This is a genomic window from Allobosea sp. R86505 (assembly GCF_042466375.1).
In the GTDB taxonomy this organism is placed as follows: domain Bacteria; phylum Pseudomonadota; class Alphaproteobacteria; order Rhizobiales; family Beijerinckiaceae; genus Allobosea.
On the sequence record NZ_JAXHPY010000001.1, the window covers coordinates 4,305,400 to 4,327,406 of the forward strand.

Annotated in this window: 24 protein-coding genes; 18 read left to right on the top strand and 6 right to left on the bottom strand. The window is 69.8% G+C overall.

Annotated features, from left to right (window positions below):
* The first annotated feature begins 177 nt into the window (after nucleotides 1–177).
* The 5 genes from SJY11_RS20825 to lpxK all read left to right on the top strand — a co-directional run bounded on the left by SJY11_RS20825 (nucleotide 178) and on the right by lpxK (nucleotide 4,465).
* Nucleotides 178–1,005 (top strand): 3'(2'),5'-bisphosphate nucleotidase CysQ, encoded by an 828-nt coding sequence (locus SJY11_RS20825; RefSeq protein ID WP_376988646.1) that lies wholly within the window; start codon nucleotides 178–180, stop codon nucleotides 1,003–1,005.
* A gap of 128 nt (nucleotides 1,006–1,133) precedes the next feature.
* Nucleotides 1,134–1,367: a DUF4170 domain-containing protein gene (locus SJY11_RS20830; protein WP_069054220.1), complete on the top strand. Its 234-nt coding sequence runs from the start codon at nucleotides 1,134–1,136 to the stop codon at nucleotides 1,365–1,367.
* A gap of 19 nt (nucleotides 1,368–1,386) precedes the next feature.
* Complete coding sequence (locus SJY11_RS20835) at nucleotides 1,387–2,139, top strand: lysophospholipid acyltransferase family protein (protein ID WP_376988647.1); 753 nt, start codon at nucleotides 1,387–1,389, stop codon at nucleotides 2,137–2,139.
* Nucleotides 2,136–3,440: a 3-deoxy-D-manno-octulosonic acid transferase gene (locus SJY11_RS20840; protein ID WP_376988648.1), complete on the top strand. Its 1,305-nt coding sequence runs from the start codon at nucleotides 2,136–2,138 to the stop codon at nucleotides 3,438–3,440. The genes SJY11_RS20835 and SJY11_RS20840 overlap by 4 nt, the downstream gene beginning before the upstream one ends.
* Nucleotides 3,440–4,465 (top strand): tetraacyldisaccharide 4'-kinase, encoded by a 1,026-nt coding sequence (lpxK, locus tag SJY11_RS20845; RefSeq protein WP_376988649.1) that lies wholly within the window; start codon nucleotides 3,440–3,442, stop codon nucleotides 4,463–4,465. The genes SJY11_RS20840 and lpxK overlap by 1 nt, the downstream gene beginning before the upstream one ends.
* On the opposite strand, the gene SJY11_RS20850 is transcribed toward lpxK, so the two are convergent.
* Nucleotides 4,436–4,657 (bottom strand): DUF2093 domain-containing protein, encoded by a 222-nt coding sequence (locus tag SJY11_RS20850; protein WP_305691277.1) that lies wholly within the window; start codon nucleotides 4,655–4,657, stop codon nucleotides 4,436–4,438. The genes lpxK and SJY11_RS20850 overlap by 30 nt on opposite strands.
* Nucleotides 4,658–4,712: 55 nt before the next feature.
* On the opposite strand from SJY11_RS20850, the gene SJY11_RS20855 reads away from it, so the two are divergent.
* Nucleotides 4,713–5,591 (top strand): dienelactone hydrolase family protein, encoded by an 879-nt coding sequence (locus SJY11_RS20855; protein WP_376988650.1) that lies wholly within the window; start codon nucleotides 4,713–4,715, stop codon nucleotides 5,589–5,591.
* A 12-nt stretch (nucleotides 5,592–5,603) separates the two neighbouring features.
* Here SJY11_RS20855 and xseA read toward each other — a convergent pair whose 3' ends face one another.
* Nucleotides 5,604–7,193 carry an exodeoxyribonuclease VII large subunit gene (gene xseA / locus SJY11_RS20860; protein ID WP_376988651.1) on the bottom strand — a complete coding sequence of 530 codons (1,590 nt, stop codon included), beginning with the start codon at nucleotides 7,191–7,193 and terminating at the stop codon, nucleotides 5,604–5,606.
* Nucleotides 7,194–7,305: 112 nt separating this feature from the next.
* Between xseA and purD the strand changes: the two genes are divergently transcribed.
* From purD to SJY11_RS20885, 5 genes are read left to right on the top strand one after another with little or no spacing between them, the layout of a single operon-like run.
* Nucleotides 7,306–8,586, top strand: a complete 1,281-nt coding sequence (gene purD, locus SJY11_RS20865; protein ID WP_376988652.1) for a phosphoribosylamine--glycine ligase — start codon at nucleotides 7,306–7,308, stop codon at nucleotides 8,584–8,586.
* 57 nt (nucleotides 8,587–8,643) lie between these two features.
* Nucleotides 8,644–8,895, top strand: coding sequence for a type II toxin-antitoxin system VapB family antitoxin (locus SJY11_RS20870; RefSeq protein WP_376988653.1), 252 nt, complete (start codon nucleotides 8,644–8,646; stop codon nucleotides 8,893–8,895).
* The gene (locus SJY11_RS20875; RefSeq protein ID WP_376988654.1) at nucleotides 8,892–9,302 is read left to right on the top strand and encodes a type II toxin-antitoxin system VapC family toxin; all 411 of its coding nucleotides are present in this window, start codon (nucleotides 8,892–8,894) and stop codon (nucleotides 9,300–9,302) included. Before SJY11_RS20870 ends, SJY11_RS20875 begins: the two co-directional genes overlap by 4 nt.
* Nucleotides 9,299–10,213 carry an alpha/beta fold hydrolase gene (locus SJY11_RS20880; RefSeq protein WP_376988655.1) on the top strand — a complete coding sequence of 305 codons (915 nt, stop codon included), beginning with the start codon at nucleotides 9,299–9,301 and terminating at the stop codon, nucleotides 10,211–10,213. Before SJY11_RS20875 ends, SJY11_RS20880 begins: the two co-directional genes overlap by 4 nt.
* 27 nt (nucleotides 10,214–10,240) lie before the next feature.
* Nucleotides 10,241–11,143, top strand: a complete 903-nt coding sequence (locus tag SJY11_RS20885; RefSeq protein WP_376988656.1) for a patatin-like phospholipase family protein — start codon at nucleotides 10,241–10,243, stop codon at nucleotides 11,141–11,143.
* Here SJY11_RS20885 and SJY11_RS20890 read toward each other — a convergent pair.
* Nucleotides 11,103–11,846, bottom strand: coding sequence for an ArsR/SmtB family transcription factor (locus tag SJY11_RS20890; RefSeq protein ID WP_376988657.1), 744 nt, complete (start codon nucleotides 11,844–11,846; stop codon nucleotides 11,103–11,105). The two genes, SJY11_RS20885 and SJY11_RS20890, sit on opposite strands and share 41 nt — an antisense overlap.
* Before the next feature lie 104 nt (nucleotides 11,847–11,950).
* Between SJY11_RS20890 and SJY11_RS20895 the strand changes: the two genes are divergently transcribed.
* On the top strand, nucleotides 11,951–12,694 hold the full coding sequence (locus tag SJY11_RS20895) for a sulfite exporter TauE/SafE family protein (RefSeq protein ID WP_376988658.1): 744 nt from the start codon (nucleotides 11,951–11,953) through the stop codon (nucleotides 12,692–12,694).
* Nucleotides 12,695–12,713: 19 nt separating this feature from the next.
* On the opposite strand, the gene SJY11_RS20900 is transcribed toward SJY11_RS20895, so the two are convergent.
* Nucleotides 12,714–13,136, bottom strand: coding sequence for a peptidoglycan L,D-endopeptidase MepK (locus tag SJY11_RS20900; protein ID WP_376988659.1), 423 nt, complete (start codon nucleotides 13,134–13,136; stop codon nucleotides 12,714–12,716).
* 414 nt (nucleotides 13,137–13,550) lie between these two features.
* Between SJY11_RS20900 and SJY11_RS20905 the strand changes: the two genes are divergently transcribed.
* Nucleotides 13,551–13,922 (top strand): hypothetical protein, encoded by a 372-nt coding sequence (locus SJY11_RS20905; protein WP_376988660.1) that lies wholly within the window; start codon nucleotides 13,551–13,553, stop codon nucleotides 13,920–13,922.
* Between the two features lie 16 nt (nucleotides 13,923–13,938).
* On the opposite strand, the gene SJY11_RS20910 is transcribed toward SJY11_RS20905, so the two are convergent.
* Complete coding sequence (locus SJY11_RS20910) at nucleotides 13,939–14,403, bottom strand: nucleoside deaminase (RefSeq protein ID WP_376988661.1); 465 nt, start codon at nucleotides 14,401–14,403, stop codon at nucleotides 13,939–13,941.
* Nucleotides 14,404–14,534: 131 nt separating this feature from the next.
* On the opposite strand from SJY11_RS20910, the gene SJY11_RS20915 reads away from it, so the two are divergent.
* The 3 genes from SJY11_RS20915 (at nucleotide 14,535) to SJY11_RS20925 (ending at nucleotide 18,694) form a co-directional block, all read left to right on the top strand.
* On the top strand, nucleotides 14,535–16,712 hold the full coding sequence (locus SJY11_RS20915) for a pseudouridine synthase (protein WP_376988662.1): 2,178 nt from the start codon (nucleotides 14,535–14,537) through the stop codon (nucleotides 16,710–16,712).
* 175 nt (nucleotides 16,713–16,887) lie between these two features.
* Nucleotides 16,888–17,448 carry a 16S rRNA (guanine(966)-N(2))-methyltransferase RsmD gene (gene rsmD, locus SJY11_RS20920; protein ID WP_376988663.1) on the top strand — a complete coding sequence of 187 codons (561 nt, stop codon included), beginning with the start codon at nucleotides 16,888–16,890 and terminating at the stop codon, nucleotides 17,446–17,448.
* Nucleotides 17,449–17,627: 179 nt separating this feature from the next.
* Nucleotides 17,628–18,694, top strand: a protein-coding gene (locus SJY11_RS20925; protein WP_376984777.1) for an IS630 family transposase whose coding sequence is annotated in 2 segments (ribosomal slippage) — nucleotides 17,628–18,114 and nucleotides 18,114–18,694 — 1,068 coding nt in all. Because the reading frame shifts where the segments join, the coding sequence is not laid out codon by codon here.
* A 29-nt stretch (nucleotides 18,695–18,723) separates the two neighbouring features.
* On the opposite strand, the gene SJY11_RS20930 is transcribed toward SJY11_RS20925, so the two are convergent.
* A complete protein-coding gene (locus SJY11_RS20930; RefSeq protein WP_376988664.1) occupies nucleotides 18,724–19,857 on the bottom strand; it encodes a hypothetical protein in 1,134 nt (377 codons plus the stop codon).
* A gap of 230 nt (nucleotides 19,858–20,087) precedes the next feature.
* Here SJY11_RS20930 and SJY11_RS20935 point away from each other — a divergent pair, with 230 nt between their 5' ends.
* Nucleotides 20,088–20,351, top strand: a complete 264-nt coding sequence (locus tag SJY11_RS20935) for a CopG family ribbon-helix-helix protein (protein ID WP_376988665.1) — start codon at nucleotides 20,088–20,090, stop codon at nucleotides 20,349–20,351.
* A gap of 164 nt (nucleotides 20,352–20,515) precedes the next feature.
* Complete coding sequence (locus SJY11_RS20940; RefSeq protein ID WP_376988666.1) at nucleotides 20,516–21,409, top strand: DMT family transporter; 894 nt, start codon at nucleotides 20,516–20,518, stop codon at nucleotides 21,407–21,409.
* Nucleotides 21,410–22,007: the final 598 nt, after the last annotated feature.

Below are 22,007 nucleotides of genomic sequence, written 5' to 3' on the forward strand. Positions count from 1 at the left end.
AGGTTGAGATTGCGTCTCAGGCGTCTCCGAGCGCTTAAGCGGTTGGGTTAAAGGAGCGTGTTCGGGCCTTTCGGGGCCTCTGGATGGTCTGTTTCCTGCATGATGATTGACGGAGTCTTTCGGGCCGCGGGCGCATTTTTCCTTGAAGCGCGCCGCTGCCCTCCGTAGGGATCGCGCATGAGCACGCCCCCGCTACCCATCGCACCGGATCTGCTCAGGGCCGTGCGCGAAAGCTGCCTGGAGGCGGGCGCCATCGCGACCGATCTCTTCCGCCCCGGCGCCAAGACCGCCGCCCGGACCTGGTCCAAGAGCGGTGGCTCTCCCGTCACCGAGGCCGATATCGGCGTCGACACTTTCCTGCGCATCCGGCTCTCCGTGCTGCTGCCGGAGGCCGCCTGGCTGTCCGAGGAGACGGTGGACGACGCGCTGCGGCTGTCGCGCCGCTTCGTCTGGGTCGTCGATCCGATCGACGGCACGCGCGCCTATATGAGCGGCTCGCCGGACTGGGCGGTCTGCGTCGCCCTGCTCGACGAGGGCGAGCCGGTGCTGGGCGTAGTGCACGCACCGGCGAGTGCGGCGACCTATACGACGCTGCGCGGCGGCGGAGCGCAGAAGAACGGCGCCGCCATCGCCACCTCGCGGCTCGGCAGCCTCGGCACGGCCCGGATCGCCGGCCCCAAGCCGATGCTCGACGCGCTGGCGCGAATCGAGCCCTTCGAGCCGGTCGACAAGATTCCCTCGCTCGCGCTCCGGCTCGCGCGGATCGCGGACGGCTCGATCGACGCCGGCCTGATCTCGGCGGATGCGCGCGACTGGGACCTCGCCGCGGCCGATCTGATCCTGCGCGAAGCGGGCGGCCGGATGAGCGGCGGCGGCGGCGAGACGGTGGTCTACAACCGCCCCACGCCTGTCCATGGTGTGCTGGTCGCGAGCGGAGAGGATCTGTCGGAGCCGCTGCTCTCGGCGATGCAGCGGATGCGCGACACACAGTCCCAGCGCCTCTGACATCTTTTTGCGCGTTTTGCAGCGGCGACTGCGTCGTCCGACGGCGTTCGGCACTCGCGCCGGGGACCGGGATGGCTTAACTGATGCCGCGCTGTTCGCGCAGGCAACAGCATGGGTTGGAGGGATCGATGGCGGCCGAACCGGAACAGAAACAGCTTCTTCACCTCGTCTTCGGCGGGGAGCTCAGCTCCCTCGAAGGCGTGACCTTCAAGGACCTCTCCAAGCTCGACGTCGTCGGCGTGTTCCCGAACTATGCGAGCGCCCATACCGCCTGGAAGGCCAAGGCCCAGGCGACCGTCGACCAGGCGCAGACGCGCTATTTCATCGTGCATCTGCACCGCCTGCTCGACCCCGACACCTGAAGGGTTCGACGCCAGCTTCATGGGCTTTTCGATTCTCAAGACGCGCGTGGCGCAGGAAGCGCTCGGCCGGATGCTGGCCGGGTATCTGCGCCTCGTGCAGCGCACCAACCGCTTCGTCGTCGAGCCGGCGGACATCTATGAGCGCGTGCGCCCGGAACTGCCGCTGATCATCGCGATGTGGCACGGCCAGCACATCATGATCCCGTTCTCGCGCCCGGACTGGATGCCGGCCTGCTCGCTGGTCTCGCGCCATGGCGATGGTGGCTTCAACGCGGTCGCGCTGCGCCAGCTCGGCATCGGCGCGATCCGCGGCTCGGGCGCGCTCGGCAAGAAGATCCGCGAGAAGGGCGGCGCCAGCGCCTTCCTCGCCATGCTGAAGCGGCTGAAGGCCGGCGAGACCATGGTGCTGACCGCCGACATCCCCAAGCGCGCCCGCATCGTCGGGCCCGGCATCATCCAGCTCGCGCGGGCCTCCGGGCGGCCGCTGCACCCGATCGCGGTGGTGACGAGCCGCCGTATCGACTTCAAGAGCTGGGACCGGGCCTCGATCGGCCTGCCCTTCGGCCACGGCGCGATCGTCGTGGGAGAGGCGATCCATGTCGCGCGCGAGGCCGACGAGGCCACTTGCGAGTTGGCGCGGCTGGCGCTGGAAGCCGGCCTCGACGCGGTCCATGCCCGCGCCTATGCGCTGGTCGGCGCGCAGGACCCCGGTGCCGGGCTGCGTCAGGCGCGACTCGCCACTGAAGGCGCGGCGCCAGGAACAGCGCCATGAGCGGCAAGGGCGCGATCCTCTCCGGCTACCGGCTGTTGACCGGCCTGCTCGAGCCGGCGGCGGCGGGGCTGCTGCTCTGGCGTCGCCGCCGCGGCAAGGAGGATCCAACGCGGCTCGCCGAGCGACGGGGCTATCCCGGCGTGCGGCGGCCCGACCGGCCGCTGGTCTGGCTCCACGGCGCCAGCGTCGGCGAGACGGTGACGCTGCTGCCGCTCGTCGCACGGCTGCAGAAGCGCGGGCTGACCGTGCTCGTGACGTCCGGCACCGTCACCTCGGCGAAGCTTCTGGCGGCACGGCTGCCGGCCGGCGTGATCCACCAGTATCTGCCGCTCGACGTTCCCCGCTACATGCGCCGTTTCCTCGACTACTGGCGGCCTTCGCTCGGGCTGATCTGCGAATCCGAGATCTGGCCCAATCTCCTGGTCGAGGCGCGTCGGCGCGAGGTGCCGCTCGTCCTGGTCAATGCCCGCATGTCCGAGCGCTCCTTCGCGCGCTGGTACAAGGCGCCGCGGACGTCGCGCTTCCTGCTCTCCTGCTTCGAATCCTGCCTCGCCCAGTCGCAGGGGGACGCCGAGCGGCTGGCGCAACTCGGGGCGCCGCGCGTCAGCGTCGCCGGCAACCTCAAGTTCGACGTGCCGGCCCCGCCCGCCGACGCCGACACGCTGGCGATCCTCGACGGGCTGACGACGGGGCGGCCGGTCTGGGTCGCCGCCAGCACGCATCCGGGCGAGGAAGAGCAGGTCATCGCCGCCCATCTCGGGATCAAGCCCTATCTGCCGAATCTGCTGACCATCATCGCGCCGCGCCACCCGCAGCGCGGCGTCGAGATCGAGGCACTGGCCGAGGCCAACGGCATCGCCCTCGCGCGGCGCGCCGCCGGCCAGATGCCGGAGCGCGAGGCCGAGCTCTACATCGCCGATACCGTCAACGAACTCGGCCTGTTCTACCGGCTCTCGCAGGTGGCCTATCTCGGCGGCTCGCTGGTGCCGATGATCGGCGGGCATAATCCGATCGAGCCGGCCAAGCTCGGCTGCGCGCTGCTGCACGGCCCCTTCGTCCACAATAATTCCGACATCTTCGCCGCCTTCGACGCGGGCGGCGGAGCGCGCGAGGTCGGCGACGCGCAGGGGCTGGCCGGAGCGGTGCATCGCTGGCTGAGCGACCCCGCCAGCGCGCGCCAGGCCGCGCGCGCCGCCGCCCAGACCAGCGCCGAACTCGGCGGTGCCCTCAACCGCACGATCCAGGCGCTCGAGCCCCTGCTGATGCGGATGGCGCTCGGCCAGCGCGACGGCGCCGCCTGATGCGGGCGCCCGCCTTCTGGTGGCGGCCGCCCGGCCTGCTCGCCTGGCTGCTCTCCCCGATCGGATGGGTCTATGGCGCGATCACGCTGCGGCGGATGCGGCGGCCGGGCGCCGATTGCGGGGTGCCCGTCATCTGCGTCGGCAACTTCGTCGCCGGCGGTGCCGGCAAGACGCCGACCGCCATCGCGCTCGCCGACATGCTGGCGCAGCGCGGCGAGACGCCGTTCGTCCTGATGCGCGGCTATGGCGGCTCGCTGCGCGGGCCGGTCGAGGTCCATCCGCAACACCATGCGGCGCGCGCCGTCGGCGACGAGCCGCTGCTGATGGCACGCCATGCCCGCACCGTGGTGGCGCGGGACCGCGTCGCCGGGGCGAGCCTCGCCCGGGCGCTGGGCGCCAGCGTCATCGTGATGGATGACGGCCTGCAGAATCCGGCGTTGACCAAGCGGCTGAGACTCGCGGTGGTGGACGGCGCATCCGGGGTGGGCAATAGTCTGTGCCTGCCGGCGGGGCCGCTGCGTGCGCCGCTCGAAGCGCAGCTCGGCGAGATCGACACGGTGCTCGTCATCGGGCCGGGAGCGGCGGGCGAGGCCGTCGCCGCGGCGGCGGGCCGGCGCGGGATCACGTGCCTGACCGCGCGGCTGGAACCCGCGGCGGACGTGAGCGCCCGGCTGAGCGGGCAACCCGTGCTGGCCGTGTCGGGCATCGGCAGGCCGGAGAAGTTCGCGGCGACCTTGCGGGAGGCGGGCGCGCGGATCGTGGCCGAGCGCGCTTATGGCGACCACCATTCCTATACGGCGGACGACGTCGCCGCGATCGTCGCGGAAGCGACCCTCTACGACAGCCTGGTCGCGACGACCGAGAAGGACATGGTCAAGCTCGCACCGCTCTGGCCGGATTCCGAGCGCGGGCGCCTGCTCTGCGTGCCCGTCAGGCTCGTCCTCGACGAGCCTGAGTTGATGGCCGCGCTCGTGGCGGGTGCCGCGGCCGTGCCCTCAGCCCCGCCCGGCCCGGCGCAGCCTTAGCTGAACCGCCTCGGGCGAGGCATAGGCCTCCTGCCAGTCCACCGACCAGTAGCGCAGATCCTCGATGCGGATCGGCGCGCCCGTCACCGCGCAACGGACGAAGGCGCCGGGGCGCACGACGCGGAACTCGCCATGGCCGTAGTCCAGGGCGGCTTCGGGTCCCGGTATCGGGGCGCGTTCGCTGATGTTCATGACGATCTATCTAAAACATTGATCCACGGAGGCAATACCGGGATAATCCCGATCCGTGATAGCGCCCCCGCCGACGAAGTCCAGCCTCGTGACACTTTGCCTCGCACGCATCGCCGCCGCTCTGGCCGGCCTGTCGCTGCTGACCAGCGCCGCCCTCGCGGGCGGCTATGAGCGCGTGCGCCTGCCGAGCTATGACGGCGATCTCGACGCCGTACTCTACCGGCCGAAGGGGCCGGGGCCGTTCCCGGCGGTCGTCGCCCTGCATGGCTGCGGCGGCCTGTTCCGCGAGAACGGCAAGCTCTCGCTGCGCCATTCCGACTGGGGTGAGCGCCTCGCGGCGGAAGGCTATGTCGTCCTGATGCCCGACAGCTACGGCTCGCGTCGGCTGGGCTCGCAGTGCGGCGTGAAGGAACTGACGGTCCGCGCCAGCCGCGAGCGCGTCGCCGATGCCGCCGCCGCGCGCTACTGGCTGCAGTCGAGACGCGACGTTCTGGCCGACCAGGTCTCCCTCCTGGGCTGGTCGGGCGGCGGATCGTCCGTGCTGGCCGCTATTCGAACGGATCGCCGGCCCGCCGACGAAAGACCCGATTTCACCCGGGCGATCGCCTTCTATCCCGGCTGCCGAACGCAATCGGACTCCGCCAGCTTCATGGCGCGGCTGCCGGTGATGATCCTGATGGGCGACGCCGACGACTGGACGCCGGCCGGCCCCTGCGACTTCCTGGCGAAGGCCGCGCGCCGCCGCGGCGAAACTGTCGACCTCGTGGTCTATCCGGGCGCCCTGCATGATTTCGACCACCCCCGGCTGGAGGTGAAGGAGCGCAGCGACATCGCCTTCTCCGCGACCGGCACCGGCAAGGCGATGGTGGGCACCCATCCCGCCGCACGCGAGGATGCGATCAGGCGCGTGAAGACGTTCCTGAAGGGCTCCTGATCCCGGCAAGCCTCAGAACAGGTCGCCCTGCCCGGGCTTGGCGGTCTCGCGCCGCGCCGGCTTCGCCGATCGCGCCGGCACCTCTCCGCCGCCTGCGACGACCACGCCGAACCGGCCCCCCAAAACCTGGACGCCGAGCGCCTGACCCGGCCGCAGCCGCGCTGGATCGCGGATGAGACCGCCAGCCTCGTCGCGCACCAGCGCGTATCCGCGCGCCAGCACCGCCTCAGGGCCAAGCGAAGCGAGCAGCGACACCGACGACCGCCAGCGCTCGCGACGGCGCATCAGGCTCTGCGCGAACGCCCGCTGCAGCCGTGTCTCCAGCGCCGGCAGCCGCTCGCCGCGCAGGGTCACGCCACGGGCCAGGGCCTTTGCCGCGCGCTGTTCGAGCTCTTCCAGCCTCCGCCGGCCCTCGGCGATGCGTCGGCTCTCGGCGGACAGCGCGGCGTTACGCGCCTGCGCCAGCACGCGCCCATAGCCTTCGAGCCGGGCCCGGAGCGCCGCCAGCCGCGCCAGGGGCGACTGGCGCGCAAGGCGCTGGGCGGCGAGCCCGAGTTGCTGCTCGTGGACGCGGGCGTTGCGCGCCAGCGCCGGGGCGAGCCGGGCCGAGGCGAGATCGAGCCGCTGGCGCGGCCCCGACAGCACGGCTTCCGGCCCCGGCAGGGCGCGGGCGAGCGCGCGCAGGTCGCTGCGGCGACGGTCAGAGAGGCGGCGTATCGCACCGGCCTGGCGGCGCGCGAGATCGGCGACGAGGCTCATCAGCTCGGCGCGCACCGGCACGACCTTCTCGGCCGCGCCCGTCGGCGTGGGCGCACGCAGGTCGGCGGCATGGTCGATCAGGGTGACGTCGGTCTCGTGGCCGACGGCGGAGACCAGTGGGATCAGCGAGGCGGCGGCGGCGCGCACCACGATCTCCTCGTTGAAGCCCATCAGGTCTTCGAGCGATCCGCCGCCGCGCGCGACGATGATGACGTCGGGCCGCGGAATGCGCCCACCCTCGGGCAAGGCATTGAAGCCGGCGATGGCGGCGGCGACCTCGGCCGCGCTCGTCTCGCCCTGCACCCGCACCGGCCAGACCAGGACATGGCGGGGAAAGCGATCCTCGAGCCGATGCAGGATGTCGCGGATGACGGCGCCGGTCGGCGAGGTGACGACGCCGATGACGCGCGGCAGATAGGGGATGAGCTGCTTGCGCTCCTCCGAGAACAGCCCTTCCGCCGCCAGCTTGCGGCGACGCTCCTCGAGCAGCGCCATCAGCGCGCCGATGCCGGCCGGCTCGAGCGAGTCGATGATGATCTGGTAGCTCGACTTGCCGGCGAAGGTTGTGATCTTGCCGGTGGCGATGACCTCCAGACCTTCCTGCGGCCGCGTCTTCAGCCGGCCGAAAACGCCCTTCCAGATCACCGCATCGATCTTGGCATTGGCGTCCTTCAGCGAGAAATAGACATGGCCCGAGCCGACCGGGCCGCGATAGCCCGAGATTTCGCCGCGCACGCGCACGAAGCCGAAGGCGTCCTCTAGCGTGCGCTTGAGCGCGCCGGAGAGGTCCGAGACCGACCATTCGGGCGTGTTGCCGACGGGCTTGGGCGATTCGCTGTCCATGGCGCGACCATAGCGGCGCCGGAGCGGCCGCAGAAGCGTTGCCGTCGCGCCGCGCGGCGGCTATTGCCCACCCGACCCTTTGGCCCACCGAGCCCCGCGGATTGAAACGACGATGAAGATTCTTCTGATCGGATCGGGCGGCCGCGAGCATGCTTTGGCCTGGGCGATTTCGGCCTCGCCGCTCTGCGACCGGCTCTTCATCGCGCCCGGCAACCCCGGCACCGCGCAATGCGGCGAGAATGTCGTCCTCGACATCGCCGACCATGCGGCGGTCGCCTCCTTCTGCAAGCTGCAGGGCGTGTCCTTCGTCGTCGTCGGGCCCGAGGGTCCGCTGGTCGCCGGCCTCGCCGACGATCTCGCAGCGGCCGGCCTCAAGGTCTTCGGCCCCTCGAAGGCCGCAGCCCAGCTCGAAGGCTCGAAGGCTTTCACCAAGGAGCTCTGCGCGCAGTTCGGCATCCCGACCGCCGGCTTCGGCCGCTTCGCGGACGCAGCCTCCGCCAAGGCCTATGTCGCGTCCCAGGCCGCGCCGATCGTGATCAAGGCCGATGGACTGGCTGCCGGCAAGGGCGTGGTGATGGCGGAGACGCTCGACGAGGCGAACGAGGCCATCGACATGATGTTCGGTGGCGGGCTGGGCGCCGCCGGCGCCGAGGTCGTGATCGAGGAGTGGATGATCGGCGAGGAGGCGAGCTTCTTCGCGCTCTGCGACGGGACGCACGCCCTGCCGCTCGCCTCGGCGCAGGACCACAAGCGCGTCGGCGATGGCGACACCGGCCCCAACACCGGCGGCATGGGCGCCTATTCGCCGGCCCCGGTGATGACAAAGGCTCTCGAAGCGCAGGTCATGGCGGACATCATCATGCCCACGCTCGCGGGCATGACCAAGCGGGGCTCGCCCTTTCAGGGGATTCTCTATGCCGGGCTGATGATCACGGCGCAGGGCCCGAAGCTGATCGAATACAATGTCCGCTTCGGCGATCCCGAATGCGAGGTGCTGATGCCGCGGCTGAAGAGCGACATCGTGCCGGCGCTGCTGGCCGCCTGCGACGGCGTGCTCGATCAGATCACCCTGCGGTGGTCCGACGAGGTCGCGCTGACGGTGGTGCTGGCCGCGCGCGGCTATCCGGGCCAGCCGGAGACCGGGAGCGTGATCAAGGGCATCGACAAGGCGGCGGCGCTCGACGACGTGCTCGTCTTCCATGCCGGCACGAAGCAGAGCGTGACCGGCATCGTCGCCAGCGGCGGGCGCGTGCTCAATGTCGTAGGGCTGGGCAAGACGGTGAGCGAGGCGCAGACGCGCGCCTATCGCGGCATCGATGCGATCGACTGGCCCGAGGGCTTCTGCCGCCGCGACATCGGCTGGCAGGCGGTGAAGCGCGAGCGCGAAGGCTGACAAGCACGGGGCAATCGTATATATACAGAGCGCGGCTCGATATATACGGAGGCTTCGATGGCGATCCTGATCAAGGATGCCGAGACGGACCGCATCGTCCGGGAACTCGCGGCGCGCACGGGGCGCACGATCAAGGACGCGGTGCGTTTCGCCGCGGAGCGCGAACTGGCTGAGCTCCCGCGTGGCGAAGCGCGCATCGATCTCGTCAAGCTCGAGGAAACGTTGGCGCGTCTTCGCTCCTATCCGGTGACGGATAACCGGACAGCCGATGAGATCCTCGGCTATGATGAACATGGACTGCCAGCGTGATCGTCGCCGACAGTTCGGCCATCATCGCGATCGCTTTTGGCGAGCCGGAGGCGGTCCTTTTCCAAAGAGTGCTGGCCGAGACGTCCGACTGTCACTGTTCTGCCGTCACCTTCACTGAATGCGTCATGGTCCTGATCGGCAAACGCGCCGCGACGCCGCTGCACGCAGTGGAGGCCCTCTTCGACGACCTCAAGGTCCGGCCCACAGTGCTGGATCTGGAGCAAGGCCGCCTTGCGTCCGAGGCCTTCGTTCGCTTCGGCAAGGGCCGCCACCCGGCCAGCCTCAATCTCGGTGACTGTTTCTCCTACGCGCTCGCCAAATCGCTGAAGGCACCGCTGCTCTACAAGGGCAGCGATTTCATTCACACCGACATCGTCTCGGCTGCCGCGACCGGAGCCCGCCCATGAGCAATCTCGACAGCCTCTTCCCGGGTTTCTCCGGCCGCTGGATCAGCGGGCCGGTGGGCAAGATCTTCGCCCGTGTCGGCGGCGAGGGGCCGCCGGTCGTCCTGATCCATGGCTTTCCGCAGACCCATGCCGAATGGCACAAAATAGCCAGCGAGCTGGCGATAACCCACACCGTGGTCTGCCCGGATCTGCGCGGCTATGGCTGGTCGATGGCGCCGCATGGCGATGGTGGACGCGAGACCTACACCAAGCGCGCCATGGGCGAGGACATCGTCGCGGTGATGCAGGCGCTCGGGCATCTGCGCTTTTCCGTCGTCGGCCATGACCGCGGGGCGCGCGTCGCCTATCGCCTGGCGCTGGACCATCCCGGCCGTGTCGAGAGGCTGGCACTGCTCGACATCCTGCCGACGGTTTCGATGTGGGACGGCATGAATGCCGGCCGCGCCATGCAGGTCTATCACTGGACCTTCCTGGCCCAGCCGGAGCCGGTGCCCGAGAACCTGATCAAGGCCGATCCGCTGGGCTGGCTCGACCACACGATCGCGAGCTGGACGCGGGCGAAGTCGCTCGACCTGTTCGACCCGCTGGCGATGCAGGCCTATGGCGAGTCCTTCAATGACCCCGCCCGGATCCATGCCGCCTGCGAGGACTATCGCGCCGGCGCGACCACCGATGTCGAGCATGACCGGGTCGATCTCGCCGCGGGTACCCGCATCCTCTGCCCGACGCTCATCCTGTGGGGCGAGGCCGGCATCCCGGCGAAGGGCGCGAGCCCGCTCGAGATCTGGCGCGAGACCTTCGCGCCCCAGGCGGAAGGACAGGCGATCGAAAGCGGGCATTTCCTGCCCGAGGAGAACCCGGAGGCGACCCTGGCGGCGCTCGCGCCCTTCCTGTCGCAACCCATTGCCTGAAGCGGGGCGAAGGGCCAGATTCGGGTGATGCCGCGCCGCCAGCCCCGCCCTCCCGAGATCACGCCGCATGAAGGGGCCGTGGTGCCGCAGCCGCAGCCCGGCCAGCCCGAGCTCGCCCTCGTGCTCGGGGCCGGCGGCGCACGCGGCCTCAGCCATATCGCGGTGCTGGAGGCGCTCGACGAACTCGGCGTCCGGCCCGGCCTGATCGCCGGCTGCTCGATGGGCGCGATCATCGGCGCCGCCTATGCCGCCGGATTGTCGGGCCGCGAGCTGCGCGAGCATGTGACCATGGCCTTCCGCGACCGGGCCAAGGTGATCGCGCGGCTGCTCGATGCCCGCGTCGGCAAGTTCACCGACCTGATGCGCGGGCTCGGCAACCCCGTCCTGATCGATGGCGAGCGGATGCTCGACCTGTTCTGGCCGGACGCCGTGCCGGACCGTTTCGAGAATCTGAAGACGCCCTTCCTGGCGACGGCGACCGATTATCATCTCCATGCCGAGGTCGCGCTCGGCCGCGGCCCGCTGACGCCGGCGGTCGCGGCATCGCTCGCCATTCCCGGCTTGATCCGGCCGGTGGTGATCGAGGGGCGCGTGCTGATCGATGGCGGGGCGATCAACCCGCTGCCCTATGACCGGCTGATGGCGCCGGGCCGGATCGTCATGGCGGTCGACACCAGCGCGCCCGCCACGGTCAGCGAGACCCGCGTTCCAAGCCCGCTGGAGGCCATGCTCGGCGTCAGCCAGATCCTGACGCGGACGATCGTGCAGCGCATGATCGAGCGCCAGCCCCCTGACATCCTGATCCGCGCCGGAGCCGACGGCATCGGCGGGCTCGATTTCTTCAAGGTGAAGGCAATCCTGGACGCGACGGAGCCGGTGAAAGACGAGGTCAAGCGCAGGCTGGCACAGGCTCTGGACGCTCGCGGCTGACCGGCTCCGGCGCGTCGCAGACGAAGCCCGGCAGGGCGGCGGCGAGTGCCGCCCGGCCTGCCTGCGTCAGCGTCACCGCGCGGCTGTCCTTGCGGCGCAGGACCCAGGCTGTCTCGAAGCAGCGGCAGGCCAGGGCGGCGGCGAGATGCCCGGCGAGATGGGGCCTGCGCTCGCTCCAGTCGAGGCAGGGGCGCAGCAGCGCGCGGCGCGGCGGCCTGGCCGGCCGGGCGATCCCGAGCGCGGCGAAGACAGCCTCGCCCGAAGCCGTCAGGCCATAGCCGCCCTCGGCGACCGCGAGATGCCCGCCCGCCACCAGCGCGTCGTGGATGGCGGTGCCGAGCCGGCCGGCGAAATGGTCGTAGCAGGTGCGCGCCTGACTCAGCTCTGCGCCGACGCGCGCCGGCAGGCGGCGCCCGCCTGTGCCAGCGCCGGCGAGCACCATCAATCCTTCCAGCGCCTGGGCGACCTCGGGGCCGGCCAGACGATGGTAGCGATGGCGGCCCTGCACGGCGACGGCCAGCAGGCCGCCCTGCATCAGCTTGCCGAGATGGCCGCTCGCGGTCTGGGGCGCGACACCCGCGAGAAAGGCCAGTTCCTTGGCGGTCAACGCCCGGCCATCCATCAGCGCATGCAGCATGTTGGCGCGCGCGGGATCCCCCATCAGGCTGGCGATCTCGGCGAGGTAGGGGCCGCGCGTGTTCATCAGGGCATGATGCTCCGACCAGGTCCTCAGGCAAGCGCGAATGCTACGGCGCTCGCCGTAACATCGCGCCGCGACAAGGCAAGGCGGCAGTGCGACAAGGGCGCATGATCGACAGCGGCCTCATCCTCTTCATCGCGGCGACCTTCCTGCTCGCGGGCTTCGTCAAGGGCGTCATCGGGCTCGGCCTGCCGACGATCGCGATCGGCATCCTGGGCGTGGTGATGGCGCCGGCCCAGGCGGCCGCGCTGCTGGTCGTGCCCAACCTGGTCACCAATGGCTGGCAGCTCGCGACGGGGCCCGGCCTTCGGCGCTGCATCGTCCGGTTGTCGCCGATGCTGGCCGGCATCTGCGGCGGCACCTGGCTGGGCGCGGGGCTGATCGAGCGGCAGAAGGACGGCTCCGCCACGCTCTGGCTCGGCATCGCGCTGGTGCTCTATGCGCTGGTCGGGCTGAAGGCGGCGAAGCTGCGCGTGCCGGCCGGATTCGAGGGTTGGCTGGGGCCGCTGGTCGGCGTCGCCACCGGTATCGCCACGGCGGCGACGGGTGTCTTCGTGCTGCCGGCCGTGCCCTATCTGCAGGCGCTGGGCCTCGACAAGGACGAACTCGTCCAGGCGCTCGGCCTGTCCTTCCTGGTCTCGACACTGGCGCTGTCGGTCGGACTGCTGGGGGCCGGCGTGCTCGATGTTCGGGTCGCGCTGCAGTCGGGCCTGGCGCTGCTGCCGGCGCTCGCGGGGATGGCGGCCGGAACCGCCGTCCGCGCCCGCATCTCGGCAGCGACCTTCAAGCTGTGCTTCTTCGCCGGCCTTCTGGCGCTCGGCGGTTATCTGGTGCTGCGCGCGGCCGGATGAACCCGGCCGCGCGCCGGTCTCAACGGCCGCGCGTGTTGTAGGCGAGCCTGCGATTGCTGCGCTTGATCCCATACCAGGCGAACTGCCGGTCGCCGACATCGACATGGACCAGTCCGTTCGAGTAGGAGCCGACGCCGCCGACGGCGTCGAGGGTCTTGGCGACCGCGGCGGCCTTGCGCGGTGTCGTCGCCAGGGGGCGGAAGTCGATGGCCTTGCCCCGGTAATGCTGGGAGTTGCGGGCGTGGCGCCCGCCACAGGTTGAGGTGATCTGGATCGGGCCGATCTTCTCGACCAGTTCCCGGATCATCGCGACGGTTTCGGCCTTGAGGCAGCGCAGGCCCTTGACCTGTGGCTGGAAGGAAACGTGCTCGATCGCGGAGTCGGCCCGCGCAAGAACAGGCACAGAGACCGCGAAGATCACGGCCACAACAATACAACGCATTACTAACCTGACGTGATGGGGAGAGTGGAAGGCTCAAGCCACCATTACATGGTCTGGCTGAGCGGTTCGGAGGCTTCACTAAACGCCCGACAAGGCAAAAGCAAGGCATGATCGATTCGGATGATCTGACACTCTTGCCTTAGGTGTTCTGCTTCACGATCCCCCGTAGATCCTAACCTTTCGGAATGATCGCTGGCCTCGACGGCTATACGGTTCTCGGAGCGCTCGATCCTCATTCCTCACGCCCGCCACAGCCCCATGGTTCCGCTCGCGACGGAAGCACCGCCGGCCGCGTCCGGGAGAATTTTCAGGGTTGCGTAGACAGGCGGCTAACCGCCCGGCCGGTTGAGGCGGGAACAGCGATCTTTCCCATGGTAAGGGGTTGTTTACAGACGTTCCGTCGCGGAGGCGCGCATGTCCGACGAGGTTCAGAACTATCTGACGTCGGAGATCGAAACCCTGCGAAGCGCGGTCTTCAGGGCCGGCGCGCTGAATGCCAAGACCCTCGGCCCCGCCGCCGAGAGACATCTTGAGAACGTGCTGCGCTTCGTCACGATGTCCTCCGCTCTGGAGGACGCGACCTATCGCGCCGTGACCCGGATCGCCGCCTTCGCAAGGGCGCTCTATGCACAAGTCCCGGTCGCCGAGAGCGAAGCCGCACGGCGCGAGGCGCTGGCCGCGGTCGACGCACTCGCGCTGGAGCTCGACGGTGCCGCCCGGCCCAAGGCCGATGTCCCGGCCGATCGCGGACACGTCGAAGGCGCCCGGCAGCCTCTGGCTGGCTGAACCGGCCCCCCGGAGATCAGCGGCGGCCCTTGAAGAAGTCGCGCAGCAGCGCCGCCGCCTCGCTCTCGCGCAGGCCGCCATAGACCTCCGGCTGATGGTGGCAGGTCGGGCTGGCATAGAGCCGGACGCCGTTCTCGACCGCCCCGCCCTTGGGATCACCCGCGCCGAAATAGAGCCGTCGGATGCGGGCGAAGGAGATGGCCGCCGCGCACATCGGGCAGGGCTCGAGCGTGACGTGCAGATCGCAGCCGATCAGGCGCTCGGAGCCCAACGCCTCGCAGGCGAGCCGCAGCGCCAGCATCTCGGCATGGGCCGTCGGGTCCTTCAGCTCCAGCGTCCGGTTGCCGGCGCGCGCGAGCACGACGCCGTCGCGGGTCACGACAGCGCCGACCGGCACCTCGCCACGCGCGGCGGCGGCGCGCGCCTCGTCGAAGGCGAGCGCCATCGGATCGGGCGCCGAGACGGGGCGCAATTGCGGCATGGGACCTCCGTTTTGGCGCTCGCAGGCGCAGGGACGCTCTGCTACAAGCGCCGGCTATACCTCAATTTTCGAGCCTGCCTGCGTTTGCGACCGCGCCCGTCGCGTTTGCCGCGGCAAGCTCAGGAGCCATCATGAGCGACGACAACAATCAGAAAAGCCGGGGCCCGCGCAAGGGCGGCGGAACCGGCGGACGCGGCGGCGGGTCCGGCGGCGGCCGCGATGGCGGCGGCTTCGGTGGCAAGGGGCCGCGGGCCGGCGCCTCGGCCGGCGGCGAGCGCAAGCCGTTCCGCGGCCGCAGCGACAGTGCCGAGCGCCCGGCGCGGGCGGACGCCCCGGCGCGCCCGTTCCGGGCCCGCCCCGATGGCGAGCGCAGCGCGAGTCGCCCGCCGCGCGAGGGCTTTGCGCCCCGTGGCGAGCGGGCCGGCGGACCAGGCGCCGGGCCCAAGCGCTTCGACAAACCCCGCTCCGACAAGCCCCGCTTCGACCGTCCCCGCTCCGACGGCCCGGCCCGTCCCCGGCCCGCCCGCGAGGAGGCTCCGGCGCCCGAGGCGAAGCTTTTGCCCTCGCTGATCCAGGAGCCCGAGCGCATCGCCAAGGTGATGGCGCGCGCCGGCGTCGCCTCACGCCGCGACAGCGAGGCGATCATCCTCGAAGGCCGCGTCAGCGTGAACGGTCGCGTGATCGACAGCCCGGCGCTGGATATCGGCCCCGACGATGTCGTGCTGATCGACGGCGAGCCGCTGCCGGCGCGCGAGCGCACGCGGATGTGGCTCTACCACAAGCCGCGCGGGCTGGTGACGACCAACCACGACCCCGAAGGCCGGCCGACCGTGTTCGACGCGCTGCCGGAGGATCTGCCGCGCGTGCTCTCGATCGGGCGGCTCGACATCAACACCGAGGGCCTGCTGCTGCTGACCAATGACGGCGGGCTGGCGCGGATGCTGGAACTGCCGGAGACCGGCTGGCTGCGGCGCTACCGCGTGCGTGCCTTCGGCTCGGTGACGCAGGACAAGCTCGACACGCTGCGCGACGGCGTCACCATCGAGGGCGTGTCCTACGGCCCCGTGGTGGCGCGGTTCGAGCGCCAGCAGGGCTCCAACACCTGGCTGACGGTGGATCTGCGCGAGGGCAAAAACCGCGAGGTCAAGACGGTGCTCGAGCATCTCGGCCTCGACGTGAACCGGCTGATCCGGGTCTCGTTCGGGCCGTTCCAGCTCGCCGACCTGCCCGAGGGTGAGGTCGACGAGATCCGCTCGCGCGTGCTCAAGGACCAGCTCGGCGAGGAGCTGATGGCCAAGGCCGGCGTCGATTTCGAGGCGCCGCGCCGCGACGAGCTGCCGCCGGCCCCGCCGAGACCGCCCGTGAGCAAGGCTGCGCCCAGCGGCGAGGACCGCCCGCGCCGGCGCGAGAGTGGCGAGCGCGACGGCAAGCCCGAGCGCTGGCAGAGCGACGCCGTGCGCACGCCCTCGCTCGACGATCGCAGCGACAAGCCCTGGAAGCGCACCGTCTGGCGCGATGCCGAAGCCGAGCCGCAGCGCGAGCGCAAGGCCCCGCCGCGCCGTGGCGCCGACCCCAAGGCCGAGCGCCAGACGCGCGAGGCCAGCGGCGAGGTGGTGCGCCGACGCGACAAGGCGATCGCCGATCCCAAGGGCCGGCGCGTGCTGGTTGAGCGTGTCGGCGCCCCGCCCCGCGAGGAGCGTGCAGAACGCCCGGCGCGCGACGGCGTCAACCCCAAGCGCAGGCCCGACCGGCTGCCGCGCAGCGAGCGCGGCGCGGCGGCCGCCGAGGCTCGCAGCCCCCGTGCGCCGGAGCGCGCGAGCGGCAGCGACCGTCCGGCTCGTCGTCCCCGCAGCGAAGGCGGCGAGCGCGATCGCACCCAGGAGCGGCCCTGGCAGGATGCCGGGCCGCGCACGGAGCGGCCCGCGCGGGCGCCGAGGCCCGAGAGAGCCGGCGGCGACAGGCCTTATGGCGAGCGGCCCGACCGCGCGCCCCGCGGCGACAGGCCCGAGAGGGCGCCGCGCGAGGGCGGCGAGCGTCCGCCGCGTCGTTCCGACGACGCTCCGGGCGGCGCCAAGCGCAGCTATGCGGCGCACTCCAGCGAGCGGCCCGCGGGCCGCAGCGGCGAGCGCAGCGGGGGCAAGTCCTTCGGCGCCAAGCCCGGTGGCGGCAAATCGTTCGGCGGCAAGCCCGGTGGCAAGCCGGGTGGCGGCCGGCCCTTCGGCGGCAAGCCGGGCGGTGGCGGGCGCCCGGGTGGCGGCCGCCCCGGCGGCGGGGCCAAGGGGCCGCGCTCCGGCGGCAAGCGCGACTGAGGGCGCCGATTCCAATGGTCGCCCGAATCACACCGTCATCCTGGACAAGCGGCGGACGCCGCGCCGTCCGGGATCCATCATCGGGCTCCGTCGTGTCCTTCGATGGATCCCGGGACGACCTCCGGTCGCTCCAGGATGACGGCGTGTTTCCACGCATCATCGTCGTGGTCTGAGCATGCGCATCGTCGGTGGACGTTTGCGCGGGCGGGCGCTGGCCGGCCCCAGGCCGGGGATCGGGACCATCCGCCCGACTTCGGACCGCCTGCGCGAATCCCTCTTCAACGTGCTCGCCCATGCCTATGACGACCCGCTCGACGGCGCGCGCGTGCTCGACCTCTTCGCGGGCACCGGGGCGCTCGGCTTCGAGGCGCTGTCGCGCAGCGCCGCCTTTGCGCTGCTGGTCGACGACGGCACGGAAGCGCGCGGCCTGATCCGCGAGAACCAGATGGCGCTCGGGCTCGCCGGCCACAGCCGCGTCTTCCGGCGCGACGCGACGAAGCTCGGCGCGATCTCGGCGATGGACCCCTTCGCGGTCGTGTTCTGCGACCCGCCCTACCGCAAGGGCCTCGGCGAGAAGGCGCTGATCTCCGCCCGCGACGGCGGCTGGCTGGCGCCCGGCGCGCTGGTCGTGCTGGAGGAAGCCGGCGATACCGAGATCGCGCTGCCCGATGGGTTCGAATTGCTGGAGCGGCGGGAGTATGGCGAGACGCAGGTGCTGGTCCTGCAGGCGGCTTGAGCGCGACGCTTTCTTGGAATAGCCCGCGGCGACACAGGCCGCGCTGGCATTGGCATCTTATGCCCAGCGATCAAGAGCCCGATCACACGAGTCATACCAACGGCCATCGCGGCTGACTCACGGGGGTCTTTTCGGCGGCTCGTTTCGCTGATTCCATGTGCGCGAGGAGGATTCGCGCCATGGCTGCTGCGGTGAAGCTTCGAACGGACTACTCGGCCCTCGACCTGCGTCGGCTTGCGGCGGGGTCGAGGCACGCCAACCAGAGCCGCCGGCTTCTGTCGCTGGCGGCGGTTCTCGACGGTATGGATCGGGAGCAGGCCGCGCGGATCGGCGGCATGGATCGCCAGACGCTGCGCGACTGGGTTCACCGGTTCAACGAAGGCGGCCCCGACGGGCTGAAGGACATTCGTTCCAAGGGACATCCGCCCAGGCTCTCGACCGATCAGCTCGCCGCCTTGGCGGCCATCGTCGAGACGGGCCCCGACCGGGCCGTCAATGGCGTGGTGCGCTGGCGGCGCATCGACCTGCAGAAGGTCGTTCGTGAGCGCTTCGGCGTTGATTATCACGAGCGCACGATCGGGAAGCTTCTGAAGCAGATCGGCTTTTCCCACATCAGCGCGCGCCCGCACCACCCGGCGCAGGACGCGCGCGTGATCGAGGCGTTCAAAAAAACTTCGCGGTGACGCTGGGGGCCCATCTCGCCCATGTGCCGAAGCGCAAGCCGATCGAACTCTGGTTCCAGGACGAAGCCCGCATCGGCCAGAAGAACGGCCTGGTCCGGCAATGGGCCAGGCGCGGAACCAGGCCGCGCCAGCCCGCCGACCAGCGCTACGAGAGCGCCTATCTGTTCGGGGCGATCTGCCCGGCCCGCGGCGTCGGCGCGGCGCTCGCCATGCCCTTCGCCGATACCCACGCCATGCAGGCCCATCTCGACGAGATCGCCAGGACGGTCGCGAAGGGCGCCCATGCCGTCCTACTGCTCGATCGCGCCGGATGGCACACCACGGCCAAGCTCGTCGTGCCGAAAAACATCTCGCTGATCTTCCTGCCCTCGCGCTCGCCCGAACTGAACCCGGTCGAGAACATCTGGCAGTATCTGCGCGCGAACTGGCTCTCAAACCGCGTCTTCGACACCTACGACGACATCATCGACGCCGCCTGCGACGCGTGGAACCGCCTCGTCGATCAGCCCAGGACCATCACATCCATCGGGAGGCGTGAATGGGCGCATATCGGTCAGGAATGAGGGCCGTTGGTATCAGGCTTCAGCGCGGATCAGAAGTCTTTCTTCGGCGTCGCTGCATCGGGCGCTATCTCTTGAAATGCAGCCATCAGCAATTGGAGCGCCGTCTGACAGGTGTCGCGCTCTGGTACGATGCTGATGCTGCTGGCAGCCTCGGCCCAGGCAAAATCCGTGTTGATAGAGCCGTCCAGGCTTTTGAGCTTGGTCTCAATCGCCTTGATGGCAATACGAGCACGACCGAATTCATTCTCCGAGACGAAAATGCTGACATAGCCGCTCCGAAACTCGAAGCACTGCTTCACAAACGCGTAGTGCGCGTAAGAGCGCTTGAGCACGTTGACCGGGCGGCGCAACTCGCGTTGGCGCTCTTCTTCGGCGCGTTGTGCTTCCGCACGCTTGCGAGCAGCCTCCTCTTCGGCGGCTCGTCGCCGGTCTTCCTCAGCCCGTTGCATTTCTGCGCGGCGAAGCTCCGCCAAGCGAAGCTCATCTGCTCGCCGCAGGTCCGCAATGCGCTGCTCTTCGATGCGGCGCTGCTCCGCCTCGATGCGAGCTCTTTCCGCATCGGCGCGCTGTCGTTCCATTTCGATGCGCTGCGCTTCCAGTTGCGCCGCAACAAGGCGTGCACTGGCTAGAACCGGCCTGAGTGCGGGAAAGCAAGCTTCCATGGCCATTGGCAGGAGGCGCCGGAACTCCTCCAGCACAGGCCGCGCCATCACGTGGCGCGCTTGGCTCAGCCTAGCATCCATACGGCGCGTGAAGCTTGCTAGGACATCCACGTCCGTCTTGGGATTTCGCAGCAGGTCGTCCTGCTCGACCCCGGCGAAATCGCGTCCAGCGTCCTGAACCTCGTGAATTTGCAGCATGTCGGGGCAGCGAACCGGCTTATTAACCGTGACGGTGAGACCGCCTGGAGCATTCATGCGGACGCGGGCAGCGCGCGGAAAGTCCGCGAAATACGGCCCGTCGACAAAGCTCCGCCCAGTGCCCGCCCCGTAGAGCCGATCATGCTCACTGACCAGGAGCAGGCCCTCGGCACGACACTGGCTGCCGAAGGCTCGTCTCGCGCCCTCTCGGATCGCTTCGTGGGTCGCGGCATTCGTTGTGCCCTGCGAGACGAGAACGCGCGTGGCACACTCGGTCGCGGCCCGCACCGTCGGGGCAAACATGCGCCTATTCTGATCCTGGGCGGCAGCACTACCCGCCGACGCCCACACTATCAACACAACCAGCAGACGCATCATCATCAACTCCCCGCGTTAAGCTATACGCAAAGGAGAACGCGAATCTAGAACAGTTTCATCTTTCGTTAACCGCAATCGACTGCGCAGCATTCACCCGATGGCCGGTGGGCCTCCCGTGACTCTGTGATACGCTGTCATACAGTGAGGAGCCGATCATGAGCAGTCCCGACCTGTTCGAGCCGATCTCGCTGCGTCTGCCCAGCAGCATCCTCAGCGAGATCGAGACGATCGCCGCCGCATCCGAGCGCACGCGCAGCTGGGTCATCGTGCGGGCCCTGAAGCGTTACCTCGCGACGGAGGGCGCCGAAATCCTCGCGGCCACCGAAGGGCGCGGCGCCCTGGCGGCCGGCGAAGGCCATGACCTCGACGACGTGATCGGCGAGATCGAACGCATCATCCGCTCGGGCAAAGCGGCGTGAAACGGGTGCTGCTGGCGCCCGCCGCCAGAGCCTTCCTCCTGTCCGAAGCCAGCTATCTCCGCTAGCACAGCCCCCGCCTTAAGAGGCGTCCGATGCCCATCACGCATCGGGCCGCATCCGAAATCGCATGACGCCGCGCGCGCCGGCCCGCGCATAGTCGCGCGATGTCGCAACCGCCCGGCCGTTCGCTGCTGCTCGTCCCGCTGCTGGGTCTGCTCTGGGGCTTCAACTGGCCGGCGGTGCGGATCGCGCTGACCGAGATCGCGCCCTGGACGCTGCGGGCCAGCGGCATGACCTTCGCGGGGCTGTTTCTGATTGCGGTCGCGCTCATGCGCGGCGTGCCGCTGGTGGTGCCGCGGGCGCAATGGCTGCGGCTGGCGGTGGCCGGGCTGTTGTCGATCGCGGCCTTCAACATCCTGCTCGCCTTCGCGCAGCTGGCTGCGCCGACCTCGCGCGCGGCGATCCTGACCTTCACCATGCCGATCTGGGCGACGCTGCTCGCGCGCTTCATCCTGGCCGAGCCGATCGACCGGCGGCGGCTGATCGGGCTTGGGCTCGGCATGGCGGGGCTGGCCTGCCTCGGCCTGCCGCTGATCGCCGGCGGCGGCCTCTCCTTCGGCCTGCTGCTGGCATTGATCGCGAGCGTGAGCTGGGCGCTGGGCACCATCGTCAGCAAGCGCTGGCCGGTGAGCGCGCCGGCGCTGACCATCGCCGCCTGGCAGCTCCTGATCGGCGGCGCGGCCGGCGGGCTCGGCATGCTCGTCTTCGAGGGCGTGCCGGTGCCCAAGATGCTGGAGGCGCGGACGGTGGCGGCGCTCGCCTTCCACATCCTCGGCGCGCAGGCGCTGGCCTATGTGCTCTGGTTCACCGTGATCGCGAGGCTCCCGGCCGGCATCGCCAGCCTCGGCACGCTGATGGTGCCGGCCGTGGGCGTGCTCGGGTCGGTGCTGCTGCTCGGCGAGCGCCCGACGCCGAGCGACTGGCTCGGCCTCGCGCTGGTGATCGCGGCGTCCGGCTCGATCCTGATTCCGGGGCGGACGAAGGCCGCGGAGGCTTGACAGGATTTCGTTCCGCGGTCCGAGATCAATCGCAACATCCTGCAAGAGATGCGAGGGATATTCGATGTTTCGTATTTATATCGCTGCAATGTCAGCGCTTGGTGTCGCAAGCTGCCAAACTGCGAGCACAGAATCCTTCACGGGCCCGACGGGCACCCAAATTCAATCAACCAAATGCAGCCAGTCCCCACAAGCTTGTTTCAAGACTGCAAGCGAGGTCTGCAATGGGCCCTACCAGGTGATCGACAGCCACTCGAATGCAGGGGGCCTAGTCGTGGATGTTATTCCTGGCCCAGTTACGTGGTATTCAATGACTTATCAGTGTGGCAAATCGGACGGCACGTTTCCTCAATTCACATTTAGAGGATCGTCGTATAGGCCTCCGATAGTGACACACTGTTCGCGGGGTACAAACTCGGCCACATGCACGACATTCTGAGCATGGCTCGGGTCACATCCTGACCTTCGCCCTAACGGCTGCTCGATATCCGCGAGCTTGAGTTCGACATAGGGCGGGCGCCGTGGTTGCACTGGCCTGAGTGGGGCGTGACCTCCATTTCGAGCAGCAGCGCGTCCATATCTCGAGGCGGGCCACTGG